24 protein-coding genes and 1 tRNA gene are annotated in these 26,314 nt (G+C 58.1%); 8 read left to right on the plus strand and 17 right to left on the minus strand.

Translation table 11 applies throughout. The features are described from left to right. Nucleotides 1-3: 3 nt before the first annotated feature. Nucleotides 4-918, minus strand: coding sequence for a ribosome biogenesis GTPase YlqF (gene ylqF / locus E8K79_RS05735; protein ID WP_136513855.1), 915 nt, complete (start codon nt 916-918; stop codon nt 4-6). Between the two features lie 249 nt (nt 919-1,167). Here ylqF and E8K79_RS05740 point away from each other — a divergent pair, with 249 nt between their 5' ends. Next, a complete protein-coding gene (locus tag E8K79_RS05740) occupies nt 1,168-1,725 on the plus strand; it encodes a hypothetical protein (protein ID WP_136513856.1) in 558 nt (185 codons plus the stop codon). Nucleotides 1,726-1,728: 3 nt separating this feature from the next. Here the strand turns inward: E8K79_RS05740 and E8K79_RS05745 are convergent, their stop codons facing one another. Together E8K79_RS05745 and E8K79_RS05750 are read right to left on the minus strand one after the other, a co-directional pair. Next, nucleotides 1,729-3,000 carry an MFS transporter gene (locus E8K79_RS05745; protein WP_136513857.1) on the minus strand — a complete coding sequence of 424 codons (1,272 nt, stop codon included), beginning with the start codon at nt 2,998-3,000 and terminating at the stop codon, nt 1,729-1,731. Nucleotides 3,001-3,010: 10 nt separating this feature from the next. Beyond that, nucleotides 3,011-3,487 carry a MarR family winged helix-turn-helix transcriptional regulator gene (locus tag E8K79_RS05750; RefSeq protein WP_136513858.1) on the minus strand — a complete coding sequence of 159 codons (477 nt, stop codon included), beginning with the start codon at nt 3,485-3,487 and terminating at the stop codon, nt 3,011-3,013. A gap of 262 nt (nt 3,488-3,749) precedes the next feature. Between E8K79_RS05750 and E8K79_RS05755 the strand changes: the two genes are divergently transcribed. Then, nucleotides 3,750-5,975 (plus strand): thioredoxin domain-containing protein, encoded by a 2,226-nt coding sequence (locus tag E8K79_RS05755; RefSeq protein WP_136513859.1) that lies wholly within the window; start codon nt 3,750-3,752, stop codon nt 5,973-5,975. A 1-nt stretch (nt 5,976) separates the two neighbouring features. On the opposite strand, the gene E8K79_RS05760 is transcribed toward E8K79_RS05755, so the two are convergent. From E8K79_RS05760 to E8K79_RS05800, 9 genes are all read right to left on the minus strand, one after another. Further along, nucleotides 5,977-6,369, minus strand: coding sequence for an HIT family protein (locus E8K79_RS05760; protein ID WP_136513860.1), 393 nt, complete (start codon nt 6,367-6,369; stop codon nt 5,977-5,979). 28 nt (nt 6,370-6,397) lie between these two features. Then, nucleotides 6,398-6,784 carry a DUF6982 domain-containing protein gene (locus tag E8K79_RS05765; protein WP_136513861.1) on the minus strand — a complete coding sequence of 129 codons (387 nt, stop codon included), beginning with the start codon at nt 6,782-6,784 and terminating at the stop codon, nt 6,398-6,400. Between the two features lie 135 nt (nt 6,785-6,919). Further along, nucleotides 6,920-7,486, minus strand: coding sequence for an HPP family protein (locus tag E8K79_RS05770; RefSeq protein WP_135871116.1), 567 nt, complete (start codon nt 7,484-7,486; stop codon nt 6,920-6,922). Between the two features lie 69 nt (nt 7,487-7,555). Further along, the gene (locus tag E8K79_RS05775) at nt 7,556-9,007 is read right to left on the minus strand and encodes an ammonia-forming cytochrome c nitrite reductase subunit c552 (RefSeq protein WP_136513862.1); all 1,452 of its coding nucleotides are present in this window, start codon (nt 9,005-9,007) and stop codon (nt 7,556-7,558) included. Nucleotides 9,008-9,183: 176 nt separating this feature from the next. After that, nucleotides 9,184-10,548, minus strand: a complete 1,365-nt coding sequence (locus E8K79_RS05780) for a sigma-54 interaction domain-containing protein (protein ID WP_281276048.1) — start codon at nt 10,546-10,548, stop codon at nt 9,184-9,186. Between the two features lie 121 nt (nt 10,549-10,669). Further along, a complete protein-coding gene (locus E8K79_RS05785; RefSeq protein WP_136513863.1) occupies nt 10,670-12,157 on the minus strand; it encodes an ATP-binding protein in 1,488 nt (495 codons plus the stop codon). Between the two features lie 177 nt (nt 12,158-12,334). Then, nucleotides 12,335-12,883, minus strand: a complete 549-nt coding sequence (locus E8K79_RS05790) for a hypothetical protein (RefSeq protein ID WP_136513864.1) — start codon at nt 12,881-12,883, stop codon at nt 12,335-12,337. A gap of 65 nt (nt 12,884-12,948) precedes the next feature. Next, nucleotides 12,949-14,163: a tetratricopeptide repeat protein gene (locus tag E8K79_RS05795; RefSeq protein WP_136513865.1), complete on the minus strand. Its 1,215-nt coding sequence runs from the start codon at nt 14,161-14,163 to the stop codon at nt 12,949-12,951. Between the two features lie 585 nt (nt 14,164-14,748). After that, nucleotides 14,749-15,399, minus strand: coding sequence for a hypothetical protein (locus E8K79_RS05800; RefSeq protein ID WP_136513866.1), 651 nt, complete (start codon nt 15,397-15,399; stop codon nt 14,749-14,751). A 190-nt stretch (nt 15,400-15,589) separates the two neighbouring features. Here E8K79_RS05800 and E8K79_RS05805 point away from each other — a divergent pair, with 190 nt between their 5' ends. After that, on the plus strand, nt 15,590-18,529 hold the full coding sequence (locus tag E8K79_RS05805; RefSeq protein ID WP_136513867.1) for a tetratricopeptide repeat protein: 2,940 nt from the start codon (nt 15,590-15,592) through the stop codon (nt 18,527-18,529). 2 nt (nt 18,530-18,531) lie between these two features. Here the strand turns inward: E8K79_RS05805 and E8K79_RS05810 are convergent, their stop codons facing one another. Then, nucleotides 18,532-18,870 (minus strand): zinc ribbon domain-containing protein YjdM, encoded by a 339-nt coding sequence (locus tag E8K79_RS05810; protein WP_135871100.1) that lies wholly within the window; start codon nt 18,868-18,870, stop codon nt 18,532-18,534. A gap of 306 nt (nt 18,871-19,176) precedes the next feature. Continuing rightward, nucleotides 19,177-20,259 carry a hypothetical protein gene (locus E8K79_RS05815; protein ID WP_136513868.1) on the minus strand — a complete coding sequence of 361 codons (1,083 nt, stop codon included), beginning with the start codon at nt 20,257-20,259 and terminating at the stop codon, nt 19,177-19,179. A 97-nt stretch (nt 20,260-20,356) separates the two neighbouring features. Between E8K79_RS05815 and E8K79_RS21480 the strand changes: the two genes are divergently transcribed. The 4 genes from E8K79_RS21480 to E8K79_RS05835 all read left to right on the plus strand — a co-directional run bounded on the left by E8K79_RS21480 (nt 20,357) and on the right by E8K79_RS05835 (nt 24,340). Beyond that, entirely contained in the window at nt 20,357-21,301 is a 945-nt protein-coding gene (locus tag E8K79_RS21480; protein ID WP_246043731.1) for a hypothetical protein, read from the plus strand. Between the two features lie 69 nt (nt 21,302-21,370). After that, nucleotides 21,371-22,645, plus strand: a complete 1,275-nt coding sequence (locus E8K79_RS05825) for a replication initiation factor domain-containing protein (RefSeq protein WP_136513869.1) — start codon at nt 21,371-21,373, stop codon at nt 22,643-22,645. After that, nucleotides 22,638-22,961: a helix-turn-helix domain-containing protein gene (locus E8K79_RS05830; protein ID WP_136513870.1), complete on the plus strand. Its 324-nt coding sequence runs from the start codon at nt 22,638-22,640 to the stop codon at nt 22,959-22,961. Before E8K79_RS05825 ends, E8K79_RS05830 begins: the two co-directional genes overlap by 8 nt. 77 nt (nt 22,962-23,038) lie before the next feature. Further along, complete coding sequence (locus tag E8K79_RS05835) at nt 23,039-24,340, plus strand: Arm DNA-binding domain-containing protein (RefSeq protein WP_136513871.1); 1,302 nt, start codon at nt 23,039-23,041, stop codon at nt 24,338-24,340. A 16-nt stretch (nt 24,341-24,356) separates the two neighbouring features. Here the strand turns inward: E8K79_RS05835 and E8K79_RS05840 are convergent. The 3 genes from E8K79_RS05840 to E8K79_RS05850 all read right to left on the minus strand — a co-directional run bounded on the left by E8K79_RS05840 (nt 24,357) and on the right by E8K79_RS05850 (nt 25,625). Beyond that, nucleotides 24,357-24,431: transfer RNA gene (locus E8K79_RS05840), tRNA-Gly, on the minus strand. Between the two features lie 146 nt (nt 24,432-24,577). Further along, the gene (locus E8K79_RS05845) at nt 24,578-24,955 is read right to left on the minus strand and encodes a response regulator (RefSeq protein ID WP_135871098.1); all 378 of its coding nucleotides are present in this window, start codon (nt 24,953-24,955) and stop codon (nt 24,578-24,580) included. A 130-nt stretch (nt 24,956-25,085) separates the two neighbouring features. Then, nucleotides 25,086-25,625 (minus strand): class I SAM-dependent methyltransferase, encoded by a 540-nt coding sequence (locus E8K79_RS05850; RefSeq protein WP_136513872.1) that lies wholly within the window; start codon nt 25,623-25,625, stop codon nt 25,086-25,088. A gap of 440 nt (nt 25,626-26,065) precedes the next feature. Between E8K79_RS05850 and E8K79_RS05855 the strand changes: the two genes are divergently transcribed. Continuing rightward, entirely contained in the window at nt 26,066-26,299 is a 234-nt protein-coding gene (locus E8K79_RS05855; protein WP_246043732.1) for a ribbon-helix-helix protein, CopG family, read from the plus strand. Nucleotides 26,300-26,314: the final 15 nt, after the last annotated feature.

Genomic DNA, 26,314 nt, shown 5'->3' on the forward strand with positions numbered 1-26,314 from the left:
GTCTCATTCCGGCACGGGGGGTGCCTGTTGGTGCTCTTCCCCGGTATCGATGCCCGCAAAACGAAGCAGTTCAGCCTCGACATCCTCAGGGGTTCCCGGTTCCTCGAAGCTGATCCTTCCCGCCTTGCCGGCGCGCAGCTCGCGCAGGAAGGTCTCGGCTGCACGGTGCACGTCCACCACGCCACCGCTCATGATACAGCCAAGGCAGCGCCCCACCGCCTCGATCACCTCGTGAGGGGACTCCGGGAGCTCGGCAAGCTTGTAACGCTCCTTCACGAGCTCGGGGTAACGACGCATCATGTACGCGGCGGCGAAGACGCCGACGTTGGTGTAGTCGAGGGCGTTGGCGCCGATGGCCCCGCTGGCGGCCAACCGGTAGGCGCCCCCCTGGTCGTTCATCGCAGGCCAGAGCAGCCCCGGGGTATCGAAGATGAGGATGCCGTTGTTGAGAGGGATCTGCTGCGGGCGCATGGTCACCGCCGGGCGGTCCCCCACCTTGGCGATGCTTCTCCCCGCCAGGGTGTTGATGAGGGTCGACTTGCCCACGTTCGGGATGCCGACCACCATGGTGCGGATCGGGTAGCCCGGGTTGCCGCGGTGCGGCACGAGCTGCTTGCACAGCTTGACGAGGCTTTTCGTCTCCGGGATGTTCTTCGCGACAAGCGGCAGTGCGCGCACGCCCGCGCTCTTCTGGAAATGCTGCACCCACGCCTTCGTGACGGTGGGGTCGGCGAGGTCGTTCTTGTTCAGCACCTTGATACAGGGCTTGTTCCGGCGCACCTGCTCCAGCAGGTGGTTCGAGCTGGAATAAGGGAGGCGGGCATCGAGCACCTCTATGATCAGGTCTATCTTGCGGACCAGTTCCGAGATCTGTTCGAGCGCCTTGCTCATGTGGCCGGGGTACCATCTAATCGTCATCTGCACTTCCCTTGCAAATCAAAAATTGCGACACAAGGCGACAACATAGCACAGGTCCCGCTCAAAATGCCATAACCGCTTAGATAAGGTTCGCCTTCTCATGTGTGCCGCCACGCTTCCGCATTAATATTAACCCGATTGACTGCAGTTTCCATCGAGGCTAGCATTGCCCTGGTTAAAAAAGACCAATTTTGCGGAAAGGAGCAGGTTTACCGGCGGCGCGAGGACGCCGCGGCGGGAGAGAAAGCGATGAGAGAACTACTGGCGGAGGCGGTCAGGCTGGTGGTAGGCGTTGAAAGAAAGAGCGAGACCCTTTATCGAAGAGGCGCCATGGCGACGGAGGATCGCCACAGGAGCTTTTTCCAGCGGCTCGCGGAGGAACAGTCGCGGCGCATAGAGGCCCTGCTGAGGCAGCTTCCCGAGGCGGAGGCGACGGTACATGAGCCGGGGGTGTCCCTGTCATGCCTTGCCGCCATATCGGAAAGGGGGACGGCGCCGGGCAACCACCTGCACCAGGCCATGCTCGACAAGCGCTTCAGCATCGACCTTTACGCCACCTTCTGCCGGTGCTTCAAGGAACCCGGCCTGTGCAGGCTTTTCGAAACGGCGCTGGTAGGCGCCCGCAGGGAATTCAGGGTGATCACCGCCGAGTACCTGAAAGGGGGATGTCGCAGCGACGCGGCGGCGACATCCCGTCCTCAACGACGCAGCCACCAGCGCGGCGAGCTCCCCAACTGCGCCCCCAACCGTCACTCACAGCTATTCTTCGCCATGCAGGACAGCGGCAGGCCCTCCCGCATCGGTTGACGGTCAGGCTGCCTCGGGAGCGAGCCGGGGCAGCCTCCTCCCGTTGATCCTCAGGACGAGCCCCGCAGCCATCAGGCAGATCACCCCCGACAGCAGGAAGGCAACCATGTAGTCGCCCAGATAGGTGCGCACCGTGCCGGCGAAGGTCGCGGCGAGGGCGGCTCCCACCTGGTGGCTCGCGAAGATCCATCCGAACATCACCCCAACGTTCTCCCTGCCGAAGGATTCGGCGGTGAGGCGCACCGTGGGCGGCACGGTGGCGATCCAGTCAAGCCCGTAAAAGATGGCGAAGGCGGAGAGGCTCCACTGCGGCCCGGAAAGGGCGAAGGGTAGCCCCAGAAGCGACAGCCCGCGCAACCCGTAGTACCAGCAGAGGAGGTAGCGGCTGTTGTAGCGGTCGGAGAGCCACCCGGAAAGGGTGGTGCCGAACAGGTCCAGAATCCCCATGAAGGCCAAGAGTCCCGCGGCGGCGACCTCCGGGATGCCGTGGTCTACGCAGGCGGGAACGAGGTGCGTGCCGATGAGGCCGTTGGTGCTCGCTCCGCACACGAAGAAACTCCCGGCGAGGAGCCAGAAGTCGGTGCTGCGGATGCCGCGCTGCAAACCGCCTATGGCTATCCGGAACGGGTTTTCCCCGGGGTCGTGTTGCGCGAAAGCCGCCTCCTCCTCGGCGCCGTAGCGTGACACCCCGACCTCGTGCGGGTGGTTGCGCATGAGGAAAAGCACCAGGGGGAAGACCAGGAGAGCCGCGGCGGCGGTGGCAAAGGCCGCGGAACGCCAGCCGTGGTGGTGCGACAGCCGGGCTAAAAGCGGCAGAAAGAGGAGCTGTCCGGTCGCGGAACTCGCGGTCAGCACCCCGAGCACCGTCCCCTGGGACTTGTGAAACCAACGGTTCACCACGGTGGCGCTCAGGCTGTAGGCGGTCATCCCGGCCCCGCACCCGACCAGCACGCCCCATATCAGCACCATGTGCCACGGGCGCGTCATCAGCGTCGTGGCGCTCACCCCGAGGGCGAGGAGAAAGAGGGCAACGGCCATGGTCCGGCGCACCCCGATCCTGTCAAAGAAGGCGGCGGCGAAGGGTCCCATCAGCCCGTACAGAAGCAGGTTCACCGAGACGGCCAGCGAGATGGTCGCCCGTGACCAGCCGAACTCGTGCTCAAGGGGGACGATGAGGATCCCCGGCGTGGACCTGATCCCCGCCGTGACGAGCAGGGTCAGGAAGGTCACCCCCATGATGAGCCAGGCGTAGTGAAGTTTTCGCGTCTCGGCCATATCTCCCCCCTTACCCGGTCTCGCCGGGCTCATCGCCTGCCTCATCGTCCCCGGCACTTCCCTCCAGAGCAATCGCCAGTGCGCCCAGTTGCCGCACTCCCTCGGCGCCGAGCTTTTCCTCGATCAGTTGCTGCGCCTGCAGCCAGTACGGCTGAGCCTTGGCCACCGCGGCACGCCCGGTTTCACTGAGGCTCACCCCGCGCTCCCTCGGGTCGGGCGAAGGAGCCCCCTCAACGAACCCCGCCTGCTCCAGCGCCTTGAGGTTGCGCACCAGCGTGGTCCTGTCCAGCGTGAGCATCCTGGCAAGTGCGCTTACGCTCACCGCACCCGCACGCGACAGGTTGGCCAGAACCGAATACTGGGTCACCTTGAGGCCGGAAGGCTGCAGGGCATCGTCGTAGATCCTCGTGATGGCGCGCGAGGCGCGGCGCAGGTTGACGCAGCTGCAGACGCTCGCCCTGTCACTCGCCCGTCGATCCTCTTTCATGGCTCTCTCCTTGCCGCACTTCTCGTATGCGTGCATATACACGCATATACCATCAGCGGATAAAACAGGTCAAGGTTCTTCTTCAGGTGCGGGTCATTCCTCGCCCCGCAGGGCCGTGAGAGCCATTCTTCTTTGCGGCGCCCCCCCGCCGCCGGGTGAAAACATGGTACAGTTAAACCTTTTGCGGCCTTGCCAAGGAGTGCGCCGCAACCGGTAGCGACGTTTCAAGACTCATTGCCCTATTCAGCACGGAGAAGAGACCATGTCGACCCTGGCCGATCATTACCAACCGCTTCCCGGAACCGAGGAGCTCCCGACCCCACCGCTCGAAGCCATCGAACTGCTGCGCCTGCGCCGGGGCACATCGTACCGCCCGCGCACCCGTCACCTGCTTCCAGGCGGCTGGGCGAGGTACACTAACCGTCTCTTCCTGGAGACGAGTCCCTACCTCTTGCAGCACGCCCACAACCCGGTCAACTGGTTTCCTTGGGAAGACGAGCCCTTCGAACTGGCGCGGCGACTGAACCGGCCGGTGCTGGTCAGTATCGGTTATGCAACGTGCCACTGGTGCCACGTAATGGAAGAGCTCTCCTTCGAGGACGAGGCCATTGCGGAATACCTGAACCGCAACTTCATCGCCATCAAGGTGGACCGCGAGGAGCGCCCGGACGTGGACACGGTCTACATGACCGCGGTGCACGCCATGGGACTGCAAGGGGGATGGCCGCTCAACGTCTTCGTGGCGCCCGACCGCCGCCCCTTCTACGGCGGTACCTACTTCCCCCCCGACGACTACCCCGGCGGGCTCGGCTTTATGACCCTCTTGCGCCGGATCAGGGAGAGTTTCGACGCCACGCCGGACCGGGTAGCCCGCGCCGGCATCCAGCTCACCGAGGCTATCAGGAACATGCTCGCCCCCCCGGAAGGGGAGCCCTCCCAGCAGGCACTATCCCTCGAGCGGGCGGTGACACTGTACCGGGACCGTTTCGACGAACGAAGCGGCGGGCTGACCGGCGCCCCCAAGTTCCCGAGCTCGCTGCCGCTTCGCCTTTTGCTGCGCCACTACAAAAACAGTGGCGACAAAAGCTTTCTCGCCATGGTCGAGCTGACCTTGAGGCGCATGGCCGCCGGCGGCATCTGCGATCAGGCCGGCGGCGGCTTTCACCGCTACGCCACGGACACGGCGTGGCAGGTGCCGCACTTCGAAAAGATGCTCTACGACAACGCCCTCCTTACCTTCTGCTACCTCGAGGGATACCAGGCGACGGGGGGCGCCGCCTTCGCCGCCGTGGCGCGGGACATCCTGCACTACCTCGAGCGCGACATGCTCGCCCCCGGCGGCGCCTTTTACAGCGCGACCGACGCGGACAGCCTGAGCGCCGGCGGGCACCGCAAGGAAGGGGCTTACTTTACCTGGACCCCGGACGAGCTGAAGGAAAGCCTGGGCGAAGAGCGCGGCCTTCTCGCCGCGTACTGCTTCGGAGTGACCGCGGGGGGGAACTTCGAAGGGCGCAGCATCCTGCATCGGGACAAGGAGCTCCCGGAACTCGCCAGGGAGTTGAATATCCCCGAGAAGGAGCTCACGTTGGCGCTTGCCGATTGCAGGGAGGCGCTTTGCCGCGCACGCAACAAGCGACCGCTCCCCTTGCGGGACGAGAAGATCCTCGCCTCTTGGAACGGGCTCGCAATCTCCGCCTTCGCGCGCGGCGGCCTGCTCCTGGATAACCCGGAACTGGTCCGGAGCGCCGAAAGGGGAGCCGGGTTCGTACTCGAGCGGATGACCGGCAACAGCCGGCTGAGCCACAGCTATCAGGAAGGTGAGGCGAAAGGTGAAGGGTTCCTCGACGACTACGCCTTTTTCATCGCGGCGCTCATCGACCTCTTCGAAGCAGGGGGGAGCCCGCGCTGGATAGAGCAGGCGCTCGAGCTCACGGCAACGGTGCGGGAGGATTTCGAGGACAGGGAGCGCGGGGGCTTCTACATGACCGGCCCGCGCCACGAGGCCCTCATCTCAAGGGAGAAACCGGCGTACGACGGGGTCGTCCCCTCGGGAAACTCAGTCATGGTGATGAACCTCCTGCGGTTGCACACCATGACCGGCAACGACGCCTTGCTCCAAGGGGCGCGCCGCGCGTTGGACGCCTTCGCGACGCAGCTCGAGAATGCGCCGACCGCCCTTTCCGAGATGCTGCTCGCCGTGGACTATCTGCTGCAAACGCCCAAGGAAATCGTGATCGTAGCCCCGCGGGAAAGGCCCGAGGCCGCAGCCCCATTGCTGGCTGCGCTCAGGCGCGCCTTCGTCCCGAACCGGGTTGCTATCGTCGTATGCGAGGGGGAAGAGTTCGAGCGGGCGGCGCAGCTCGTGCCGCTTCTGGAGGGAAAGAAGGCGCAAGGGGAACAGGCGGTGGCATACCTATGCGAGAACCGTAGCTGCCGCCGTCCCACGAGCGACCCCGAAGAGTTCTACCGGCAACTCGCTCAAGGCTAGGTCACCCCTTCTTCCAGTAGGGCGCCTTGACCGGCATGATCCAGCGCACCCCGCCCCTTGGGTCCTCGGTGTCCCCGAGGTACCTCGGGATAAGATGGATGTGCAGATGCATCACGGTCTGCCCGGCCGCAACGCCGTCGTTGATGCCGACGTTGAAGGCATCCGGGCTCCGATTGGCGATCAGGTGCTCGCGAACCCGCCCAAGCAGCTCCCAAAGGGCCGCCTGCTCTTCCCCCGTTACCTCGAAGAACGAGCCGACATGCCGTCTGGGTACGACGAGGGCGTGCCCCGGAGTCACCGGGAAACGGTCGTAGAAGGCGACGGCAAGGTCGTTTTCGAGAAGGATCTCGTTCGGGTCAAGGCTGCAGAAGGGACAGGCGTTTTTTTCGGGCATAGTCGTGATTGAAAAGAGGAGGCGATCTTTAGATGAACTCGATGTTGCTGGCGGCCTGGGTAATCACAAACACCTTCTCGTTGTTGCTGTCCGGATCGCAGGGAAAGACGATGAAGGTCGCCCGCGCCGGCGAAAACCCCTGGGTGTAGCCGATGAGCGTCTCGCCGTCCTTAAAGGAGACCCGAATCTTCTTCCCCATGCCAACCCGTTCCACGTCCAGCCGCTCCTGGTACTCCGATCTCCCTTCGAAGCTCTTGACAAAGAAGATCGCCTTCAGCGCCCCCACGTTGATTTCGTGCCGTTTCCCGCTTCCCGATTCGGTCAGGTGAAAAAGCTCCTTGTTGGCGGCCAGGTCCTCGGTAGTCCCCTTGGCCAGCCTGCCGTCGGCATAACGAACCACGATCTTAGCTATCACTTCGGATTCTCCTTCCTCTGCGGCAACTGTCAGAATTCACATTAAAACATGGTAGGTTATCCTACTACCATAAAATTCGAATAATTTGAAGAAGTTTTGAAAACAAGCCGCCACGGCTCCCCGACGGTCACCGCACTACAGCCAGTGACGCGGGTAGGAGCGGTGGTAAACGACGTTGTTGGTAAGACAGGCTACGGCGAGCAGGATCAACACCCCGGTTAGCACCGGGAGAATGACGAAACCGAAACCGGCCGCCCCCTGCACGCCGATGAGTGCGGTGGCGCCTCCGGGAGGATGCGTCGTGTGGGTGAGGTTCATGAGGAAAATGGAGATCCCGACCGCGAGCGCCATGGTAAGTGGTGTCGAGCCCAAGAGGGCGACCACGCCCACCGCAACCAGCGCGGAGAGGAGATGTCCACCCACCAGGTTGCGCGGCTGCGCGAGCGGCGATTCGGTGGCCCCGAAGAGGAGTACGGCCGAGGCGCCGAGCGAGCCGATGAGGAGCGGGTGGCCAAGGAGTCTCGTCACCTCGGCGATGGCCAAGAGCCCTGCGGAGGAGCTGACGAAACTCCAGAAGGCGTAGCGCAGCGTCATCGGCGCCCGGATGCCCCTGATCGGCGCGCGACATCTCCTTGGGACCCTTGCCAGTCTCTTGCGGATGGCAACGTTTCGGCGCATCACCACCGAGAGGCGTCGTTTCATGAAATGTTTTCCTCCTGAAGGGAATAAAAAAAGGGGCAGGGGTTTCCCCCTGCCCCCGGGCAGTGCGGGTTATTTACCCGCAAAAGGGTCCTTGATCTCGTTCTCGGGCTTGAACATGAGCTTCTTCACGCCACGGTTGTTGACGTACTTGGTAAGTTCCAGGTCGACCTTGGCCGGCACGTCCACACCGGCCTTCGCGAGCATCTCCCTCAACAACTTATCGGCGGCGGCCGCGTGCGTCGAGGCGTCTGCCAGCACACGCTGCGCCTCGGACGGGTTGTGGAAGCCGATGGAGTTCTCTGCGCCGATGAAGATCACGCGGTAGAACGCCTCCTCGTAGTGGTCCTTCGCCTCGGCGTAAAGGTTCTTGTCCGGGGTCTTGCCGAAGGACTGCGCCTTGTTCGCCATCTCGAAGAGTTTCGCCACGGTCGCGGTGGCGTAACCTGCACGGATGTACTGCGACATGACCTTGTCCTGGATGGCGTAGACCTTCTCGCGCATCTTTTCAGGCGACTCCTCGTGGCACTGCTTGCAGGCCTTCAGGTCGTTCTTCAGGGGGCTCATGATGCGGTGGTCGGAGACCTTCTGCCCGTTCACCTCGGTCGAGGGCATGTGACAGTCAGCGCAGGTCACACCCGCCTGCCAGTGCACGCTGTTGTTGGAGAAGAGCTCGAACTCAGGGTGGCGGATGAAGGCGAGCTTGAAGCCTGTGACGCTCTGGGTCCACTCGCCGCTGGGCTTGTTGCTCCTCAACTTCTTGATGATGTTCTCGATGGTGATGCCGCCCCACTTGCTCCCGTCCCAGGGGAAGAAGACGTCGGTCGACTTCATGTGCTCATCCTTCGGGATGCTGTAGGTGACGTGGCACTGGGCGCAAGCCAGGGTACGCAGATCCTGCTGGGTGAGCTTGGACTGGTCCACACCGAGCTTCTCAAGCCCCTTGCCGAGGGTGAAGCCGCGGGAGATCTTGAGGGTCATGGTGCGGTTGTCGTGACAGTCGATGCAGGAAACGCCGAGGGTCTGGTTCTCCTTGGGGATCTTGCCGCGAATTTCCTGGTAGGGTTTCGCGAAGTAGTCCCTGCCGAGCTGCCCTGCGAGCGCCGGGGCGTAGGGGGTCTTGCAGGTGAGGCAGGAGCCGCCCGCCTTGTAGCGGCCCGGGTCGACCTCGAGCTGGTCCTGTACCATGTAATAATGGCCGCGCGGCTCCTTGTACTCGGAACCAAAGGCCCAGCCGTTGTAAAGGAGCGCGAGGAACGGGTACTCGTCAAGCTTGTCCGGGTTCTCCTCCCCCACGTCCCACCCCTTCTTGTACCTGCTCTTCCCTGCCGGGGTCGGCTCGGAGGTCTGTTTCCAGAGCTGGTACTGTTTCGGGTAGAGCTTGCCCCACTCGGCCGGATCGACGGCGCCGTCGGCGATCGCCGGGCGTGCATCGGTGACGTCGACCTTCTTCGCTGAACAGCCGAATCCGGCCAGTGCCAGTCCCGCAACTGCCGTGACGACACATCCTCGCAGCATCTTCATTACGTTCTCCTGTCGTTGTGATTTTCCCCCGGCAGCGCCGCCGCAGGAGGGTAACGGATACGGTGATAAGAGCAGCGAACGTGCCAAACGGCACGTTCGCGTAACATACGGATGTAGCGTTGGATGCGCGGCGAGGGCCCCGGTCGGGGCGTGGCGGGGGGGTAACACGTCGTTACCTAACGGTAACGCTTCATCTTCTTCCAGAGGGTCTTGCGGGAGATCCCCAAAAGCCGGGCAGCCTCGGTGCGGCTGTCACCCGCCGCCGCAAGCGCCTGCTCGATCAGCTCGGCCTCCCGATCGTCCATGCGCTCGGCGAGCAGCGATCCCTTTTCCGCCCCGGATGGATGCTGAGTTCCCGCCACCTCCGCACTCCCCCTCAACTCGGGAGGAAGGTCGTCGACGCCGAGGGTATCGCCGCTGCAGAGCGCGGAAGCACGTTCCATGGCGTTTTTAAGCTCCCTCACGTTGCCGGGGTAGCGGTGCGCGAGCAGGACCTCCTTCGCCTCCCGGGAGAGCCTGAGCGCCGGGCGCCCCATCTCCCTGCCGAAACGTTTCAGGAAAAGACCCGCCAGGGGGAGGATGTCCTCGAGCCGGTCCCGCAGCGGAGGGAGCTCGACCGGGATCACATTCAGACGGTAGAAGAGGTCCTCACGAAACTTGCCGTCCGCCACGTCCTGGCGCAGGTCGCGGTTCGTGGCGGCCACGATGCGCACGTCCACCTGGATCTCCCGGTTCCCCCCTACCCTCTCCACCGTCCTCTCCTGCAAGACGCGCAAAAGCTTCGCCTGGGCGGCAAGCGGCAGCTCGCCGATCTCGTCCAGGAAAAGGGTGCCGCGGTGCGCCTGTTCGAACTTCCCCTTGCGCTCCCTGAGCGCACCGGTGAAGGCCCCCTTCTCGTAGCCGAAGAGTTCCGACTCGATCAGGCTCTCCGGGAGTGCTGCGCAGTTCACCTTGATCAGGGGCGCCCCGCTGCGCCTGCTTTTCGCATGGAGCTCGCGGGCGACGAGCTCCTTCCCCGTACCGCTCTCGCCGGTGATCAGGATGGTGGAATCAAGGTGCGCCGTGGAGCGGATCATCTGGAAGACCGGCTGCATGACCGCGCTGCGGCCGATGAGCCCCCCTAAGGAGACCTCGCTCAAAAGCTGGTCGCGCAGCTCCGAGTTCTCCTCCTTCAGGTGCTCACGCTCGGTGATGTCGCGGCTCACCATGAGGGTCCCGACGAAGCGGTCCTCCGCGTCCCGGATCGGATAGTAGCTGTTCTCGAAGATGCGCCCCTTGATCTCCAGAGGACGCGTGTGGTAGGCGAGGGTACCGGCTCTCAGGCTATCCAGGAGGACGCCGATGCGGGTACGGGCGGGTGGTGGGTGTATGGAGAGGAGGTCGCGCCCGAGGAAGTTCGCGGCGTCGATGCCGCGGATCTGCTCGGCTGCCGCGTTGACGCAGACGATCGTGTTGGTGTGGTCGGCGAAGACGATCCCCTCGCCCATGCTGGTCAGGATCGCCCTGAAAATCCCCTCCGTGCCCCCTGCTGCATCTGCCACGCTGCCTCCTGTTACCTTTTGGTAACAGCGATAATAGCTTCGTGGTGTAGCGGCGCCTTGACCGATGTCAAATCATGGGGATTTCTGCTCCCAGGGGGGCGACCGTTTTCCCTAGGGCAGACTAGGGGAGTGAAAAATAGAAGGTAGCACCGAAACCCGGCTTCGCCTTGCAGTCGATCGTGCCGCCGTGGCGCTCTATGATCCGCTTGACGGTCGCAAGCCCGATGCCGGTCCCCTCAAACTGCTGCGCGTTTTCAAGACGCCGGAACGCCTCGAACGCCTGCGCGGCCTCGGCCTCGTCGAAACCGATGCCGTTGTCACGGACGAAGAAAAAGGCGCCATCGTCGCGCCGCTCAAGCCCGACCTCGATCCGCGCCTCCGGGCACAACCCGGCGTACTTCCAGGCGTTCTCCATCAGGTTCTGCAAGACGACCCGCAAAAGTCCGGCATCGCCGCGCGCCATCAGCCCGTCGGCGATGACGAAAACCGCCTGCCGCCGCGGCTCGCGTGCCCTGAGCTCCGCCGCCATGTCTGCGGCAATGGCAGTGAGATCGACGTCGGCGGGGACGAGTTCGTTCCGCGCGATGCGCGCGAACCTGAGTAGCGACGCAATGAGCCCCTCCATTTTCGCCGTTGAGGCGAGGATCACGTCGGTGTAGGCCCGCGCTTCTTGGGCGTTTTCGGCAAAGCTCTCCTTCAACAACTGGCAATACCCGGACACCGCGGTAAGTGGGGAACGCAGGTCGTGCGAAACGGTGGAACAAAAGGCATCGAGATCGCGGTTCACGGCGGCCAGTTCACCGCTTCGGAAGGAGAGATCGCGATTCATTTCAATCAGGCGCCGCTGCGCCAGGTCGCGCTCGGCGATGGCCATGCGCAGTCTCCTCGCCCCGAAATGGATGCCGGCCATGCCAATCCCCCAAAGCAGCAGGAAACTCGCGGCGTTCAGTTGGTAGGTCTTTTTGGCGATGTCCCACAAGGGGGCCATGGGAACCGCGACGCTCAGCCCGCCGCGTACCCCACCCAACCGGCACCCCTGTTTTTGATGGCATCTAAGGCAGGCCTTCTCTGTCTTGAGCGGCCTCATCAGCCTCAGGTAGCTCCCCCCTGCCATGTGTACCACCATGCTCTCTTCCTCGGAACCGCGCTCGAAGGCAAGCAGGGCGCCCCGCTCCCAGTCATCGGCGCGGTTTTCAGGACGAAGCGGAGTGAGACTGGTGATGTGCCCCTTGACGCCGAACGAATCGGAGGCGAGATCGAACACCAGGCGGCTCATGTACGAGGGGTTTACCAGGGTGAGGTGGCGACCGGAGGTGGTGACCACGTCCCTCTCCGGGATCCCGGAGAGGTAGGGGTTCGGCTGGATACGGTCGCAAACCGGCACGTACACCGCACCTGAGGCGGCGTTCCAGTGCCGGTAGACCAGGTCGCGCTGAAAGTTGCTTCTGGCCTGGGTGCGCGCCGTTTCGGCGGCCTGCGACATTTCATGGTGGTAGTTGAATACCAGGAGGGTCGCGATGACCAGGGTCCAGCCGGCCGCGAGTCCCCATGTGTAGATGGTCAAAAGCTGAGGTGTCGTGAAGTGAGCCTGCCTCCTAGCATGGTCCATCCCCCCTCCTATCCGGCCACCCGCATCGGCCGCGGAAAAGTGTCAACGGTACAGCTTGTGGCAGGAAGCAGGGACATGCATTGACCAAAGTCAATAGAAGCACGTTAAAAATGGAGGCCCTTCTGGAGCGAGGCCTCTGAGGGGAAAGCGCCGGGAGGGATCTTCCCCCCCGGTAAACTAGCGGCCTGCCACGGTGGAACGCGCCTTCATTACCTCGTCGCGGTCCTCGGCCGTAATGATGATAGTCGAGCAGCTCTTGTTGTGCTCGGTGACGGTGGTGTTGAAGGTGGCCCATTGTGCCTTCAGCTTTTCCACATTCTTGCGGGCCGCCTGCACCAGTTTGTTGTGCTCCTCGCTCAGACGGTTGAAGGGGCCGACCTTGGAGTCCTTTGCCTCGAGTAGCTTTTTTCTCTGTTCCTGAAGTGATGTGGAGCGCTTCGCTACTTCCGCAAGCTGGGCCTTGTTCCGCGCGATGTCTTCCTCTAGCCCCTTACGCAGCGCCTTGATCTTCGCTTCGGACTCAAGACACATTTTGTATTGCTCCCTCGTCGTGTCCACGGGGGCACCGCTTGTGCCTTTGACCTCTTTGACCGGCTCCTGCGCAAGCGTCGCACCATCCACCGACGCCACTTTCACCGCGGGAGTTTCCGCCGCCGCAGGCTCGGAAGCGAGCGCGGGGCGCACCAGAAGAGATACTGCCACAAGCGCGAACAACAAGCGATACATCACACACCTCCTCGATATCATTGCATTAAAAATTGATCGCGATGGTTTTCTCGCTACAAAACGACCTAGTTTTCAGCCGGGGTTGCCTCCGCCTGGGCGAGCAGTTCGCGCGCTAAAGCGTCGTCGGGATCCAGCATCACCGCCATCTTCAGCAGCTCCAGCGCCTCTTCCCTGTGCCCCAACTGCAAACAGGCCTGCCCGAAATCGCGACGCAAGTTGGGCAGAGACGAGTTCAGTTGCAAAGCGGTCGCGTAGTGCGTTACGGCCTGCTCGTCCCCGAGGCTCGCCAGGAGGTTCGCTAGGGCAAGATGTGCCTCAGCGATGGAGGGATTCGCCTCGAGCGCCTTCTCGTAGAGTGCACGCACAACGGGAGCGTCGCTCCCAAGCGCCCGCTCGATGGAGGCGAGACCGTAGTAAGCCGGCGCGAGCTTGTCGTTTAGCGCGAGGGCCTCGGAGAACATCTTCCGCGCCGTTTCCAAATCGTCCTTTAGCAGGTAGACATATCCCAGGTTCACCTTCACAAGCGGTGCCCCGGGATCGAGCCTTAGGGCGTGGTTCAGATGTTCCATGGCCTCGTCGACACGGTCCGCCCGAAGCAGAGCCGCCCCGTAGTTGCTCTGGCAGTTCACGTGGGAGGGAACAAGCTTGACCGCCTGTTCGTAAAGTGTCAGGGCCTCTTCGTTGCGTCCGAGATCCTGCAAAAGGACTGCGTAAGTGTAGAGAGCACCGAAGTGGTGCGGAGCGTGTTTGATGGCCTCTTTAAGTACTGACTCGGCGTAGTCGTAGATGCGCAGGTCATGCAGCGTGTCGCCGAGCTTGTGCAACATGTGCGCGTTGTCCGGCGCAAGCCCCACGGCGATCTCGAAGCAAACGGCGCTTTCCTTTACGAACCCCTCCCTTTTCAGGAGATCGCCGAACGAGACCAGAAGCGCAGTGACATCACCCACCCGCACCGTGACGACGTCTTCGTGCAGCAGGTTGGCCAGTTCCATAGCGACGATGCGGGAGATGCTCTCACCGGTCTCAGCGATGTGTGCGCTCAGGGCACGCAGCCCCTGCACCGCCTCCTCGACTGCGCCGCTGTCGGCCTTTGCGGCGGCCGTGAAGAAAAGGGCCAGGAAGTCGTTCGCGTCCCTTTCCGTCATGGCCTGGTAGGAAGCCAGCGCGGGCTCCACCTCGCCGCGCACGTGCATCGCCAGCGTGGTGATGAAGTTGGCATCGACGACCTGCGTCGCGGTCTTATTATCTTGGTTTCCGAACATCCTGCTAAATATGCCCATGATTTTCCCCATGCTTGAGAAGGACAAGCCGCGCGTGAGTCTAATTGCGCCGCAAAGGTAAAGGATTCTTTACTCTTTGGCAAGAGTTTGATGCAGTTCGGCGAGGTAAACGTCTCTTTTTCAGCCTGCTCAACGAGGAACGTGGATAGTCGCCCCCAGCGTTGTTTTAATGATAAAGACGGAAGTCAGCGGAAAAAGACGGAGGTTAGTGGATAAAGATGCAGGTTAGTGGACAAAGACGTAGGTTAGTGGATAAAGACGCAGGTTAGTGGACAAAGACGAAGGTTAGTGGATAAAGACGCAGGTTAGTGGATAAAGACGCAGGTTAGTGGACAAAGATGCAGGTTAGTGGACAAAGATGCAGGTTAGTGGACAAAGATGCAGGTTAGTGGACAAAGATGCAGGTTAGTGGACAAAGATGCAGGTTAGTGGACAAAGATGCAGGTTAGTGGACAAAGATGCAGGTTAGCGGAGTAAGCTAGAAATCACCGGTAAAGACGGGCATCAGTGGGTTTCACGACTTTCTCCCCCTCCCTTTAAGAGAGGGGGAGCTTTGGGGATACGCCAGAGGTTCTGTTTCCGGCGCTACTCGACCACGATACTGATGGTGTTTGCCCAGTCGCCGGCTCCCGCCTTACCTACTAATCTCGCTCTAAGGGAGTACCTGGCTCCCTTCTTGAAGCCGGTGAGGACCCCTTCGAATTCGGGGAATCCGCCTTTGTATTGCCAGTTCTCCTCAGTCGAGGGGTCTCCCTCGGTGCACCAGATCTCACAGAACACCGCTCCCCTGGTAGGTGGCACTTTGAACTTGAGCTGCGTCGACGCCCCCTGCTCCACCACCCAACCTAAAGGCTGCGCGGGGGGGTGCAAGGTACGGGCGGAGCCGGCACCCCGTGGTATTCTCAGCTCATACCCACTTTTCCTTAACGATTCTTCGTTCCCCTGGCAATGAGATTGGATATGGTGTCCCATGGCGTAGAGGATCCCATCGGTCTCTTTGCGGGTGGCATTACGCAGCTTGATCATACTACGGCTTTTGTCCTGGGCGCCCTCAAAGGCGATCTTGAGTTGATTGTATTTCTCCTCAAGTTTTTCCGGCGACCCGTGCTCGGGGAAAACCCCGAATTCCGGGTTCCCTTTGGTGGCTTGGATGATCACCCCAACTTTCAACAGATACTTGGGGTCGGACAGGTGGTCGTAATTGAGGACGAGACTTGCTAACATGGCTGCTGTCATATTTGCCCTCCTTCGAGGTTGGTTGGTGGCGGCATCCCCTGGGGCAACCATACTACATTAACAGCTTCACATTTCAACCCGACACAGTTGAACTGCCTCCCCCCCCCGCCGATCGCTGCTTCCCACTTGCAGCCAGTCCCCTTTTACAATAAAATAAAATAGTTTTAATCTTTCATCGTAAGGGGGGGCCATGACCTGGGAGCTGCACGTCGCAGAGGCCGAGAATCTGCTTTCATCTTCGCGTTTACCTTCGTCAACGGAACTGATCAGCCTGATCAAGAGGGTGAACCCTACCCGCCTTCAGCTTCATGACGAGGACCGGAAACGAGGGTACCGCCTTAAGAACGCACTCCAGAATCTGTTGTTGGAAAATTACGGAGAGGCCTTCCACCTTGCCCCTCACCCCTGCGCACCGGACATCGTGCTGATAAAGCACAACACCCTTCCTTCTATCGACGCCTGTCATGCGGTAATGGGTGTCTTTTCTGAGAACGCCCTGCGTACGGTCGCCGTCCCCGAAGCGAAACCGCAGACGAAGTCCCCCCGGAAAGATAAAGTGACGGCAGAGACGCCCGCCTCCCCAATGGATGTAGTCAGGCAGGCGCAACGACTCCTCGATGAATTCGACTACTCGCAGGCGGAAAGGCTCCTTTGCGACATCCGGATAGAGAACAACCGGCACCTCCCCGCCCTCCTCAGGGCGGCGACGATGCTGTTGCAGGATATGGGGGCCTACACAGCCGCCATCCGGACGCTGCTGGCGCAGCCCAGGGCCGTGTTGAGGGACACGGCGGTAAGGGAACTCATCGCCCTCGCCTACCACCGTAACGGCATGCCCCAGGAGGCCCGTGCCCTCTTCGACGGCCTCCACGCCGTCGACCTCGGCAAGAACGCCCTTTGCGCCTACGCCGACATCTCCTTCAAGGACGGCAACCTCGCTCACGCATGGCATCTTCTGAAAGAGGCGGACGAAAAGGAAGGCTTCATCGTCGAGCACGCCGCCTTGATGAGCAGCGTCGAGACGGCGATGCGCCGGGAAGCGCAGCCCTGGGTGCAAAGGGCCGAGGAGGCGCTGACCCTGAACGACATGGAGCAGGCCGAGGCGCAGAGCCGTGAGGCACTAGGCCGGTGTCCCTCGCTGCAAAGGCCCCGCGAGATCATCGCCATGGCCGCCGCGAAAAGGGAGGCGGAGAAACTGGCCGCGCTCTGGCGGCGGTTGGAGATGAGCGAGCCCGGCCCGAAGAGGCTGGAGCTGTTGGAAACGCTGCAGGAACATGACACGAAGGCCCAAGAAAGGATCGCTGGTTTGATCGCGGCGGAAAAAGCGGCCATAAAGAGGTACCAGGTTGAGAGCAAGCTGGAAACGCTCCGCAAGGAAGCTGAGACGCGGAAATGGCAGGAATGCTACGACATCATCGAGTGGCTCTCCCGCCAGGACGATCACTCCGAAGCGTACCGCGAAGCCTGCGGCGTCTCGCCTTATTTCTCGGTCTTACACCAGAACAGGCGACTCCAGAAAGTTTCCGGAAAGAGCGCGCGGGAGGCCTGGCTCAGGTTCGTGGAGGCGAAGTCGGCGTTTGAGACGGGGAAACTGGAAGGATGTTTCGAGATCATGGAGGAGATCAGGGACTACTTCGGGCACTGCCCGGAATTCGCGGAACCGTACCGCATGATGCTTGAGCGCGAACAGGAAGCGGCGAGAAGCGAAATCGCACTTCTACTGGAACAGGCGCAAAGTGAACATGCGGACGCGGTGCGGATCGGCACTATCTTCAACCGGATCAGGAAGAGGATGTCGGTTCTCCCCGAAGAGGAACGAAACGCACACCTAAAAACAATGCGGGAACGCCAGTCCCTGTTAGAGACGGAACCAGACGGGGATGAGCTGGTAAGTGCGTATGCGGTGTGCAGACTGTTCGGAAACCTTCAAAGGGCCTCTTTACTGCGTGAACACATAGCCGACGAGACTTCGCTGAAAAAGGTGGAGGATGAAGTCGGGGAACTGTTTAAGATCGAGAGGAGCGGCTTGACTCTGAATTTTTCCAACGATATGCCGGTCGACCTGACGTCGGAACCGGCACTCGCCTACAGAGGATCCACGGACCGCCACATCTTTTTGACTGGAATGAAGTATTTCATCCTCGTCGACCTGCACGAGATGAGCGCCACGAGATTCGATTCGATCTACCTGACCGGGGGGCATCTAGTCGATGCACTTCCCGCGAAGGGCATTTTCCTATTCAGAGGCATTACTGAGACAAACTATGTCGTCCGTGCCGAGCTCACCGCTTCAAAATGGGCGATCACGGCGCTGTTCGACGTCTCAGAAGCCTTTTTGCTCGAAGAAGGGGCCACCGTCGTCGACATCTACTTAAGCAGCGATAGAGAGACCGACTACTACCTCAACATAAAGTACGAGGACGGCTCGAGACCAGGGAAAATGGGGCGGATGCGCGTGAGGAGCAGAAACGGCATGGCGGACACCGTGCAGATAAAAGACGAGCCCGTGATCTACAGTAAGCGCCTTTCAAGCGCACCGGACAGGTTCATCATAGGCGCAACAGACGAAACGAGAATCTGCACAAGAAACCTTACCTACGACTTCATCATGGGGATGACGCCTGATATATGGGAGGTCGACGAAGAGAACAGGCACATCTACTACTTCTACAGTCACATACTGAAGAGGGTGGACTTCAAGTTCGACGACTACACCGAATTCCCCGAATCGCCCGGGTGCTTCTTTTTCAAGATGAACCACAGAATCCTCGGGGTATCTCCGACCACGAACACCGTCATGATCGCTTTCAAACAGAAAGCGGCGTTGTATGATTTCGGCACCAACGAGTTATCTGTCCCCTTCCCGTTCAGTGCAATCGTATCCACAAGGCCGGCAAGAAAGTGGTACTGCTTCGATTACAGCGAAGAGCGACGGGAATTGACACTCAAAGACGTGACGCGGGAGGTGCGCTCACTGCTAGCATGGAAGCCCCTCCCTCTCGGGGGAGGAAGGAAACGGACCGCGGAGGAAGTCCAGGAGGCGTACGGGATGCTTTACTTCGGGTATACCTGTGAAGATCCCCCCGAAGACGCTGAAGGTGAAACCGGGGCTTGCGATGAAGCGTCGTGACATCAGGCTTTCTTGACGTATTCGGACTTCAACTGCATGGCGCCGATGCCGTCGATCTTGCAGTCTATGTCGTGGTCGCCATCGACGAGACGGATGTTGCGCACCTTGGTGCCGACCTTCACCACGGAGGAGGAGCCCTTGATCTTTAGGTCCTTGATCACGGTGACCGAGTCGCCGTCCTGGAGCACATTACCGAAGGCGTCACGGACCACGCTGTCGCTTTCCGCGCTCTCGGACTCGGCCTGGGGCCATTCGTTGCCGCACTCGGGGCAAACGTAGAGCGCGCCGTCTTCATAGGTGTATGCGGAACTGCAGGATGGACATTTGGGCAGGGTTGTCATCGGAATCCTTTTGAAGTGTGAGATTTGGTGCGAAACGAAAAAACCCCGGAAGCCGTCGTGGCCACCGGGGTTTGAAATTTTTGGAGCGGGAAACGGGGTTCGAAAGGCCTCCAAGGGTAGAGAGCCACTCAAAAAAATATGTATAATATTAGACAATTACAGATAGCCACCTGAATCTTCAGTGTGTCTAAAGTCCATTGCAGTACAGCGTAATTCAGGTGAAATTATCGGGTATAGCAACAGTTCGGATACAAGGTGTTTTCCCAATAGCACAAAAGACGTGGGCAAGGCAAGCAAGAATGGGACTCAAACGAAATTAACTCTAATACCAAGTTCTGTTTCTTTTTTCATCAGGCCAGTATGGTCCCACAGCAGCAGATCAAAGTAAGCACGTTGGTCAGCCGGAATAAATTTCTTCATCTGAACGAATGCCTTAGTTATTTTAGGTTTTAACGATAATAAATCCTCGTCAGTTATTATTATGAATTTTATTCCAACTTTCTGGCCCGCACTGCATGCAGCTAAGAGCAACCTAATGTCTGCAAGATCTTTCTCAAGATTGCACTCCACATCACATATTGATACATACCAGTATTCATCTATGTATTCGCTTGCTTCTATCATGGTAATGTAGAGATTGAAATTACCCTCACTCTTAGGCAATTGAAACGATACTTTCTCTTCATTTACTGTCTTTTGGAAGTTACCATGCTGCTGCAAGTGTCCATGCATAAGAGTGCAAATACGTTTAAATCTATTTTTTACTGTGTCTTTTGAAACTAAAATTGGTTTTTTAATAGATCCTTCCAAGACAGAATTCAATTCTTCTTTAAGCTTAGAGACTTCTGCTTCAAGCGATTCAGTTTTATTTTCCTGAAAAGTAGGCAACCTATCAAGAATAGGATTGTCCGGTCGTAACGGTTCGTTCATTATGTCTTCAAGAAACTTGTGCAATCGTTCTTGGAAAAGCTTACTCCCTTTTGCTGTAGTACTGTAGGTTATAGTACGGTATTCACGCAAGTCAGAAGGAACATCCTCCAAGGTTTGTGCAATCATAATCGTACGAGGGGACAAAGCGTGTCTAACTCCAAGCTCATAAAATACATTCGGATTTTGCCCTGTTAAATCAGCAATTACTACATGCGAGCCTAGGATGTTTTCAAATATGTCCTTTATAAATGAACCTGCATGATTGATATCGTCTGCTCTTATTACTTTTAACTTCAAAGAGGAAGACTCAACCGCTGGCTTAATCACATAATCTAGAACTTCTTTAAACTTTTCATATATTTCAGACCCATCTTTCCCAATTGGAGATATCACAAAACATACCTGCTCCCCTGAAGAGCTATCAGTTTTAGTTGTCCTCTTCGCTTTCCTGGTTGCCATCTCCCCCCCCCGGTGCAGTCATACGGTAGCTTGTAAACACAAGCAGTTTCATATACCATCTATCATTGTATTTTAAAACGATTAATTTGAGGTCTTTATGCTTGCTGTTGAAAAATGGGCGCAAAATAAGGCACCGTTCATTGCTCTGGTTGCCCCTTCCATAGCTGCTTTTGCCCGCGAACTGCCCGACATGTTTAGAAACTTGAAGATGCATCAGCTCGCCAACCATAAGGCCACCTTGCCTCACCTACCTATGTGGTATGACCTATACAAAAATCATCGCCAATACTGCGAACCATTCCAGAAGATGCTTGTCGATTCATCTGCACTTGCTGAACAGCTAATTGCCTTCGGTTCGTCTGTAAAGGAACTGGCCCAAAACAAAGAGGAGCTTAACGGCTATAAGTTGACCGAAGCTGATTTGGCAGAAGGACAACTGTTTTGGAAGGAACTTTTAGACTTATCGTTTCATGAAATGCGCTTCGATTTCGGGAATCTTCCATTAGATAACCATATTGCTGCCAATTTCGAGCTATACCTATCAAAGCATAAGATGGAACTTTCGTTCGTCTTCCTCGTGTTTACTCCATGTTTTATCCTTTACAAGATGTCTCCTAGCAAATTGTATCACAAAGCCCGGATTGGCGATGTTAGTTCAATAGACAAGATTTTACGTATAGACCCCCTTATGCTTCATGATCCAGCCATTGGCTATCAGATACAAAAAATCCGACTCTCCGGCAAGCTAAACACTTATCAAAACCTTGTCGACGCCCCATTAAAACCTATCAAAGCTAAACTAACAAACGGCAAGATCAAAGCTTCAATGGCAACGCTAATTTCTATAATAGCTGATGGAATCAAGCAACCACTGACCTCGATCGAAATTAGAAATCTCTTCGATGCCGTTGCTCAGGATGCCGACAAACGCGACATTGATACCTGCCTCCCTGATAGTCCAGAAGCATTATCAAAGTCCATCCAGAGAAAACGGTCTTCCTGGCAACCACTTCTCTCGCCGGACAGTAAAAAGTCAAAGTAGTGTCCGGGTTGTTTCTCCCCCTTAAGCGTACACCACCTCCTAGGAATTCCATTTCTCTTAGGAGGCATCATGAAAAACCAAACCGTTACTTCTGTTGGCCATTTCCCCACCCCTGCAGATCGTACCCACTTTGGACAGGTTTTTCCAAACATTCATGCCGGGGTTGCCGGCTCAGCCGGTAGCCCTGGCAATCCCTCGGAGCAACTCCCCTGCATGGCGGAACCTGTAACACGCCATGCGCTAATGCCATCTGCACAAGATTTCAAGTATCTCCTGTGCGGCTTCGACTCCCTGGACATCGGCCTTTTCGTAGAATGGGGAAACGATTGGCCTGTTGTTCTTCGAACCCTCCAACAACTCAAAGACCACGCGAAAAAGCTCGGGGAAGTTGTTGAAGAAACCTTCCTGGGGAGAAACTACGTCATCTTCCCCAACGGCAAAGGCGACAACTACGCCTTCCACCTTCAATTCCCGGAGTATCATCTCTACATTGCCAAGTCTGAAAAATTCACGTCCTCTCCGAACGTCTATCTTTCAATCAACTCAAGAACCATGTGGGGGAAAGGCATAGCCTACGCCCTTGACCTGGCTGCAAAGGACGTCAGTTATTTCGGTGGGAAGATTGTAGAGGTGCTTCCTAGCCGCCTTGATCTTTGCACCGACTTCAAGTTATCCCCTGGGCTGTCCCTCCCCTTCTTAGAAACACACGCCGTCTGTCGCAGTCGGGACGTCAGACCCATCATAAAGGGCGGCGTCCTTGAAACCTGTTACTTCGGCTCCCCGGCTGCACCGATCCGCATTCGGATTTACAACAAGGGGAAAGAGGTCCTCAAAAAAGGTGAAAAACTATGGTTCGCTGAAATGTGGGGTACCAATGACCTTGAAGACATTTGGAGGGTCGAGTTCCAACTTCGGCGAGCTGCCTTGAAGCAATTCAAGATCAACGATTTTCCAGATCTCTGGCGAAGGGCCGGAGGGGTCTGGAAATATCTGACTGAAGACTGGTATTCCCTACGGTCACCGGATAACGACCGCCAGAACCGGCGCACTGTCCATCCATGGTGGTTGGAAGTGCAAAACTGCTCTGATCGTCTTGGCAATGGGCAGCATATAACCCGTGATTTCAGCACAGGCGCTCAAGCCTCGGCGTTGTTTTACATCGCCCATATTGCCGGTTGTCTCCCCGCCTTCGCAGTTAGGACCGGAACCAGGGATTACAAAGAAGCCATCCTCGGACTCGGCAAGGCATTATATGAACATTGGAGCAGAAGGGACTTCGACAAGGAGTTTATCAAACGCTCTATCAAACTGGGACACGCCGTCGGGGGTGATTGCCATGAGTAACCCCGAAGTGCTGACCGTTGAGCAGTTTGCAGAAAAGATGATGGTGTCCCGCACCACCGTATTCGGCTGGCTGAAAAGCGGGGTTTTAAAGGAAGGCGTCCACTATATCCGACTCGGCCGAATCCTCCGCTTCTGCTGGCGGGAGGCCCTTTTCTTCCAAGGCCAGCAGAAGCCGCCCACGGAGGATGAAGGCCGCGCAGCGCCGCCGCCGGTGCCACGGAGTGAGCACGATTCACAGCGAGGCGAAGCCTCGGTCCCAGGCCCGGGGTTGACTTTCGGCAGGGGCGCAGCCCCGGCCGTGAATCTCGACTATTGAACATTAGAGGAAATGCCGCTATTCTCCGCGATGGACTTAGACACACTGAAGGGAGGGTAACGCCATGAGGACATAACATGAAAATAAAGAAAGGCACTATCAGCATTGATGCACCCGCAAGGGGAACAGGCAGCATAAAGCGGCGCAAGGAATCGAAAAAACTTTACGTCGACTTCTACTACTTCGGGCAACGAATCACCAGGTCAACAGAGCTCGATGACACCCCGGCAAACGAACGGCGGGTACGTGATTTCCTAGACCGGATTCACCAGCGCATCGAAGATGGGATCTTCCGCTTTGCAGACGCTTTCCCTGGCGCCTCAGAGCATGAAAAAGCCCACTTCACCATGCTGGAAGGCAGGGAGTACCGACCAGAACCGCATCAGGTTCTTTTTGGCGAGTACGTGAAGGAATGGATGGAGACAATCTTCCCCTCATTCAGCTCACCGACGAAACGGAACGATTACCGGGAAGCAATAGAGACGAAGATCCTCCCCCACTTCAAAAACGTCTCTTTCTACCAGATCACCAGCACCACGGTTTTCAAGTTCACCGACTCCCTTCTTTGCACACGGGGAGAGAACAAAGGGAAACCACTCTCGACAGCTCGGAAGATGAATATTTTGATGCCGTTTAGGGCGATCTGGAACGACGCCTGCGACCATTACCGCTGGGTGCTGAAAAGCCCCTTTGACAACCTGAAGAAGAGACTGCCAAAGACCGAGAAGAAAGAGCACGTCGTCATTCGGTTCGATGAATGGCTCCGGTTCCTTGATCACCTACCCTCTTTCTATCAGCCGGTGGCCGAGTTCATGATCCTGACCGGCATGATCCCTTCCGAAATGGGAGGGTTGAAGAAAGAAGACATCGACGGCGATTACATCAACGTCAAAAGCTCTTTCGTTCTAGGCCAAGACAAGCAGAGCCTAAAGACTGCGTTCAGGAAGCGCCAAATCTTCATCACCAAGGCATTGAGGAAACGCCTCGACGCAATCCTGAACCGCTCCGATTCCTCCTATGTCTTTACCATGGAGGACGGCGCACGTTTCAACAGCTCCCGCTTCTGCAAGGTCTGGAAAAAAGCGGTGGACGCTGCCGGGATCACCTACGTTACTTCCTACTCGGCGCGACACTCCTTCGCAGCGTGGAGCCTCCTGGTCGGGATCAACCCGCTCCGGCTCGTCAAGCTCATGGGTCATGCATCAAAGCAGATGGTCTATGAGGTATACGGGAATTATGTGGAAGGGCTGGAAGAGGACGGGGAAAGAATCTTCGACTACCTGGGGCGCGACTTCGTTATACCCCAGAATAGAAAATCCCCGATTCCGTTTGGGGACAGAACCGGGGACAGTTTCGAAAGGTTCGCTCTAACTACCTGAACCTATTGTTGTTAAATGGAGCGGGAAACGGGGTTCGAACCCGCGACTTCAACCTTGGCAAGGTTGCACTCTACCACTGAGTTATTCCCGCTCAACGAGAGACCGTTTTATAGCAAAACAGGCCTACCCAGTCAACCCAAAAAAACCGTCACGCGAGAATATTTTTGCAGCGGCGCGAAAAGCTTCGAAAGCTCGTGGTTTTCGCGGTGCCGCTCCCATGGCCCTTCCGCACACCATCTACTTTCCGGTGAGCACCTTGCGGATCGTTTCGTAGATCTCCTTGGGGACGAAGGGCTTCATCAGGTTCCCCTTCGCTCCCGCGTCCAGGGCGGCCTGGATATCGCTGTCGAAGTCAGAGGCGCTGGCGACGAGCACACGGGCGTTGGGATCTATGGCGACCAGCTCCTTGGTGGCATCGATACCGTTTTTGTCTGGCATGTAGATGTCCATGATCACGATGTGCGGCCGCAGGGCTTTGTACTGCTGCAGCGCCTCGTCACCGGTCGCCGCTTCTCCGACCACGGTGAAGCCGATCTGCTCCAGCACGGCGCGCAGCACCTGACGGAAAAAAAGCTCGTCGTCCACGATAAGTATCCTGACGTCCTTTAAAGCCATGCACACCCCCGCTTGATGATCAGCTACCACATTCATTTAGCATGTTTCTAAAGCAATTTCCACTTTGCAATGACAAAATTTCCTCATGGTGCGCAGCTAAATAGCCGTTACACGCTCCAAGTTTATGTGATCATCCGTGTCGATATACTGCGGCAAGGGCATGACTGCTGTAGTAATGACAGATCCTGCGGAAATTGAGAGGAACGAGCAACCGGTCAAGGTCGTCGCTGCAGTAGCTTTTCCTTCGGCCATCGCATTCGGGGTAATGGCGCAGCACGGACGTGCAGGGCGTCTCGTCGCTACTTCTGTTCACCTCGATGAGGAAAAACCCGCCAGGTTTCAGGTTGAGCACCACGTTTTCCAGGTACTGTCCCCTCTTCTCTCGGGTCGCAATGATGTTGAAGACGTAGGTCGAGAGCACCAGATCCACCCCAAGTTCCGTCTGCGGCAGGTCTCTGACGGACAGAAGCCCCGCGAGCCTGGACGACCCGGGATGCAGAGAAAGCGCCTTGATCTGTTCCGGGAGGTCCGCGGCATAAACCTGGAACCCCTGCTCCGCGAGGTAAATGGAGTTGCGCAGAAGCCCCGCGCCGTAATCGAGGACCTTCCTGACCCCGGCGAGGGTGAAGAATCGCGCGTAGCGCATCACGCTGGTGGCGGCTCGGGTCATGTCCAGCTCCCTGTGAGGCAGTGTGGTCTGGATGCACGGGCTCGCGCCCGGGACAATTGTATAGCAAAAGAGGGAAAGATTAAGGCGCACAAATGCCACTACCGCGTTTACGAAATTTGAAGAAATGGGTTGACACGGAAGCGGGGCGTTATTATTATCACAACCTGTAAAGGGGAGTAGCTATCGGCCGGAGAAATGGCCGACCTCTGGTTCGTCAAGACGGTGGCAACACCCGGACCCGAGGATAATCTTTTAAGAAAACAGCAAGACCTTTACCTGTAGCGAGTCATTCGCCATGGGTAAAGGTCTTTTTTTTTACCATGAACCGGCGCAGCGGTGCTGTAGCGGCGCCTCTTGAAACGGGCAAATACCCGTAAGGAGTGAAAAAAATGCACCTCGAACAAAAACAACAATACGCGACGGTAGCAAAAAGAAAAACGATGAGAAAGAAGAAGGAGATCCAGAAAAAGGGTACACCGGTCCTGAAAAACGTGGTATCGCTCAGGGTGAGCGATCAGGAGAAACGGCTGTTGGAGCGACTTACCAGGGCCACGTCCCTGAACGTGTCCGACCTCGTGCGCGAGGCGATAGGTTTCTGGCTCGCCAAGGGACGCGGGCGCTCCGGCACGACGAACAAGGGATCGCGCCCGTCCCTGGTGCTCGCCGGGAACTAGAACTGAACTTTCTGA

It is taken from the genome of Geomonas edaphica, assembly GCF_004917075.1.
Classification (GTDB): Bacteria; Desulfobacterota; Desulfuromonadia; order Geobacterales; family Geobacteraceae; genus Geomonas; species Geomonas edaphica.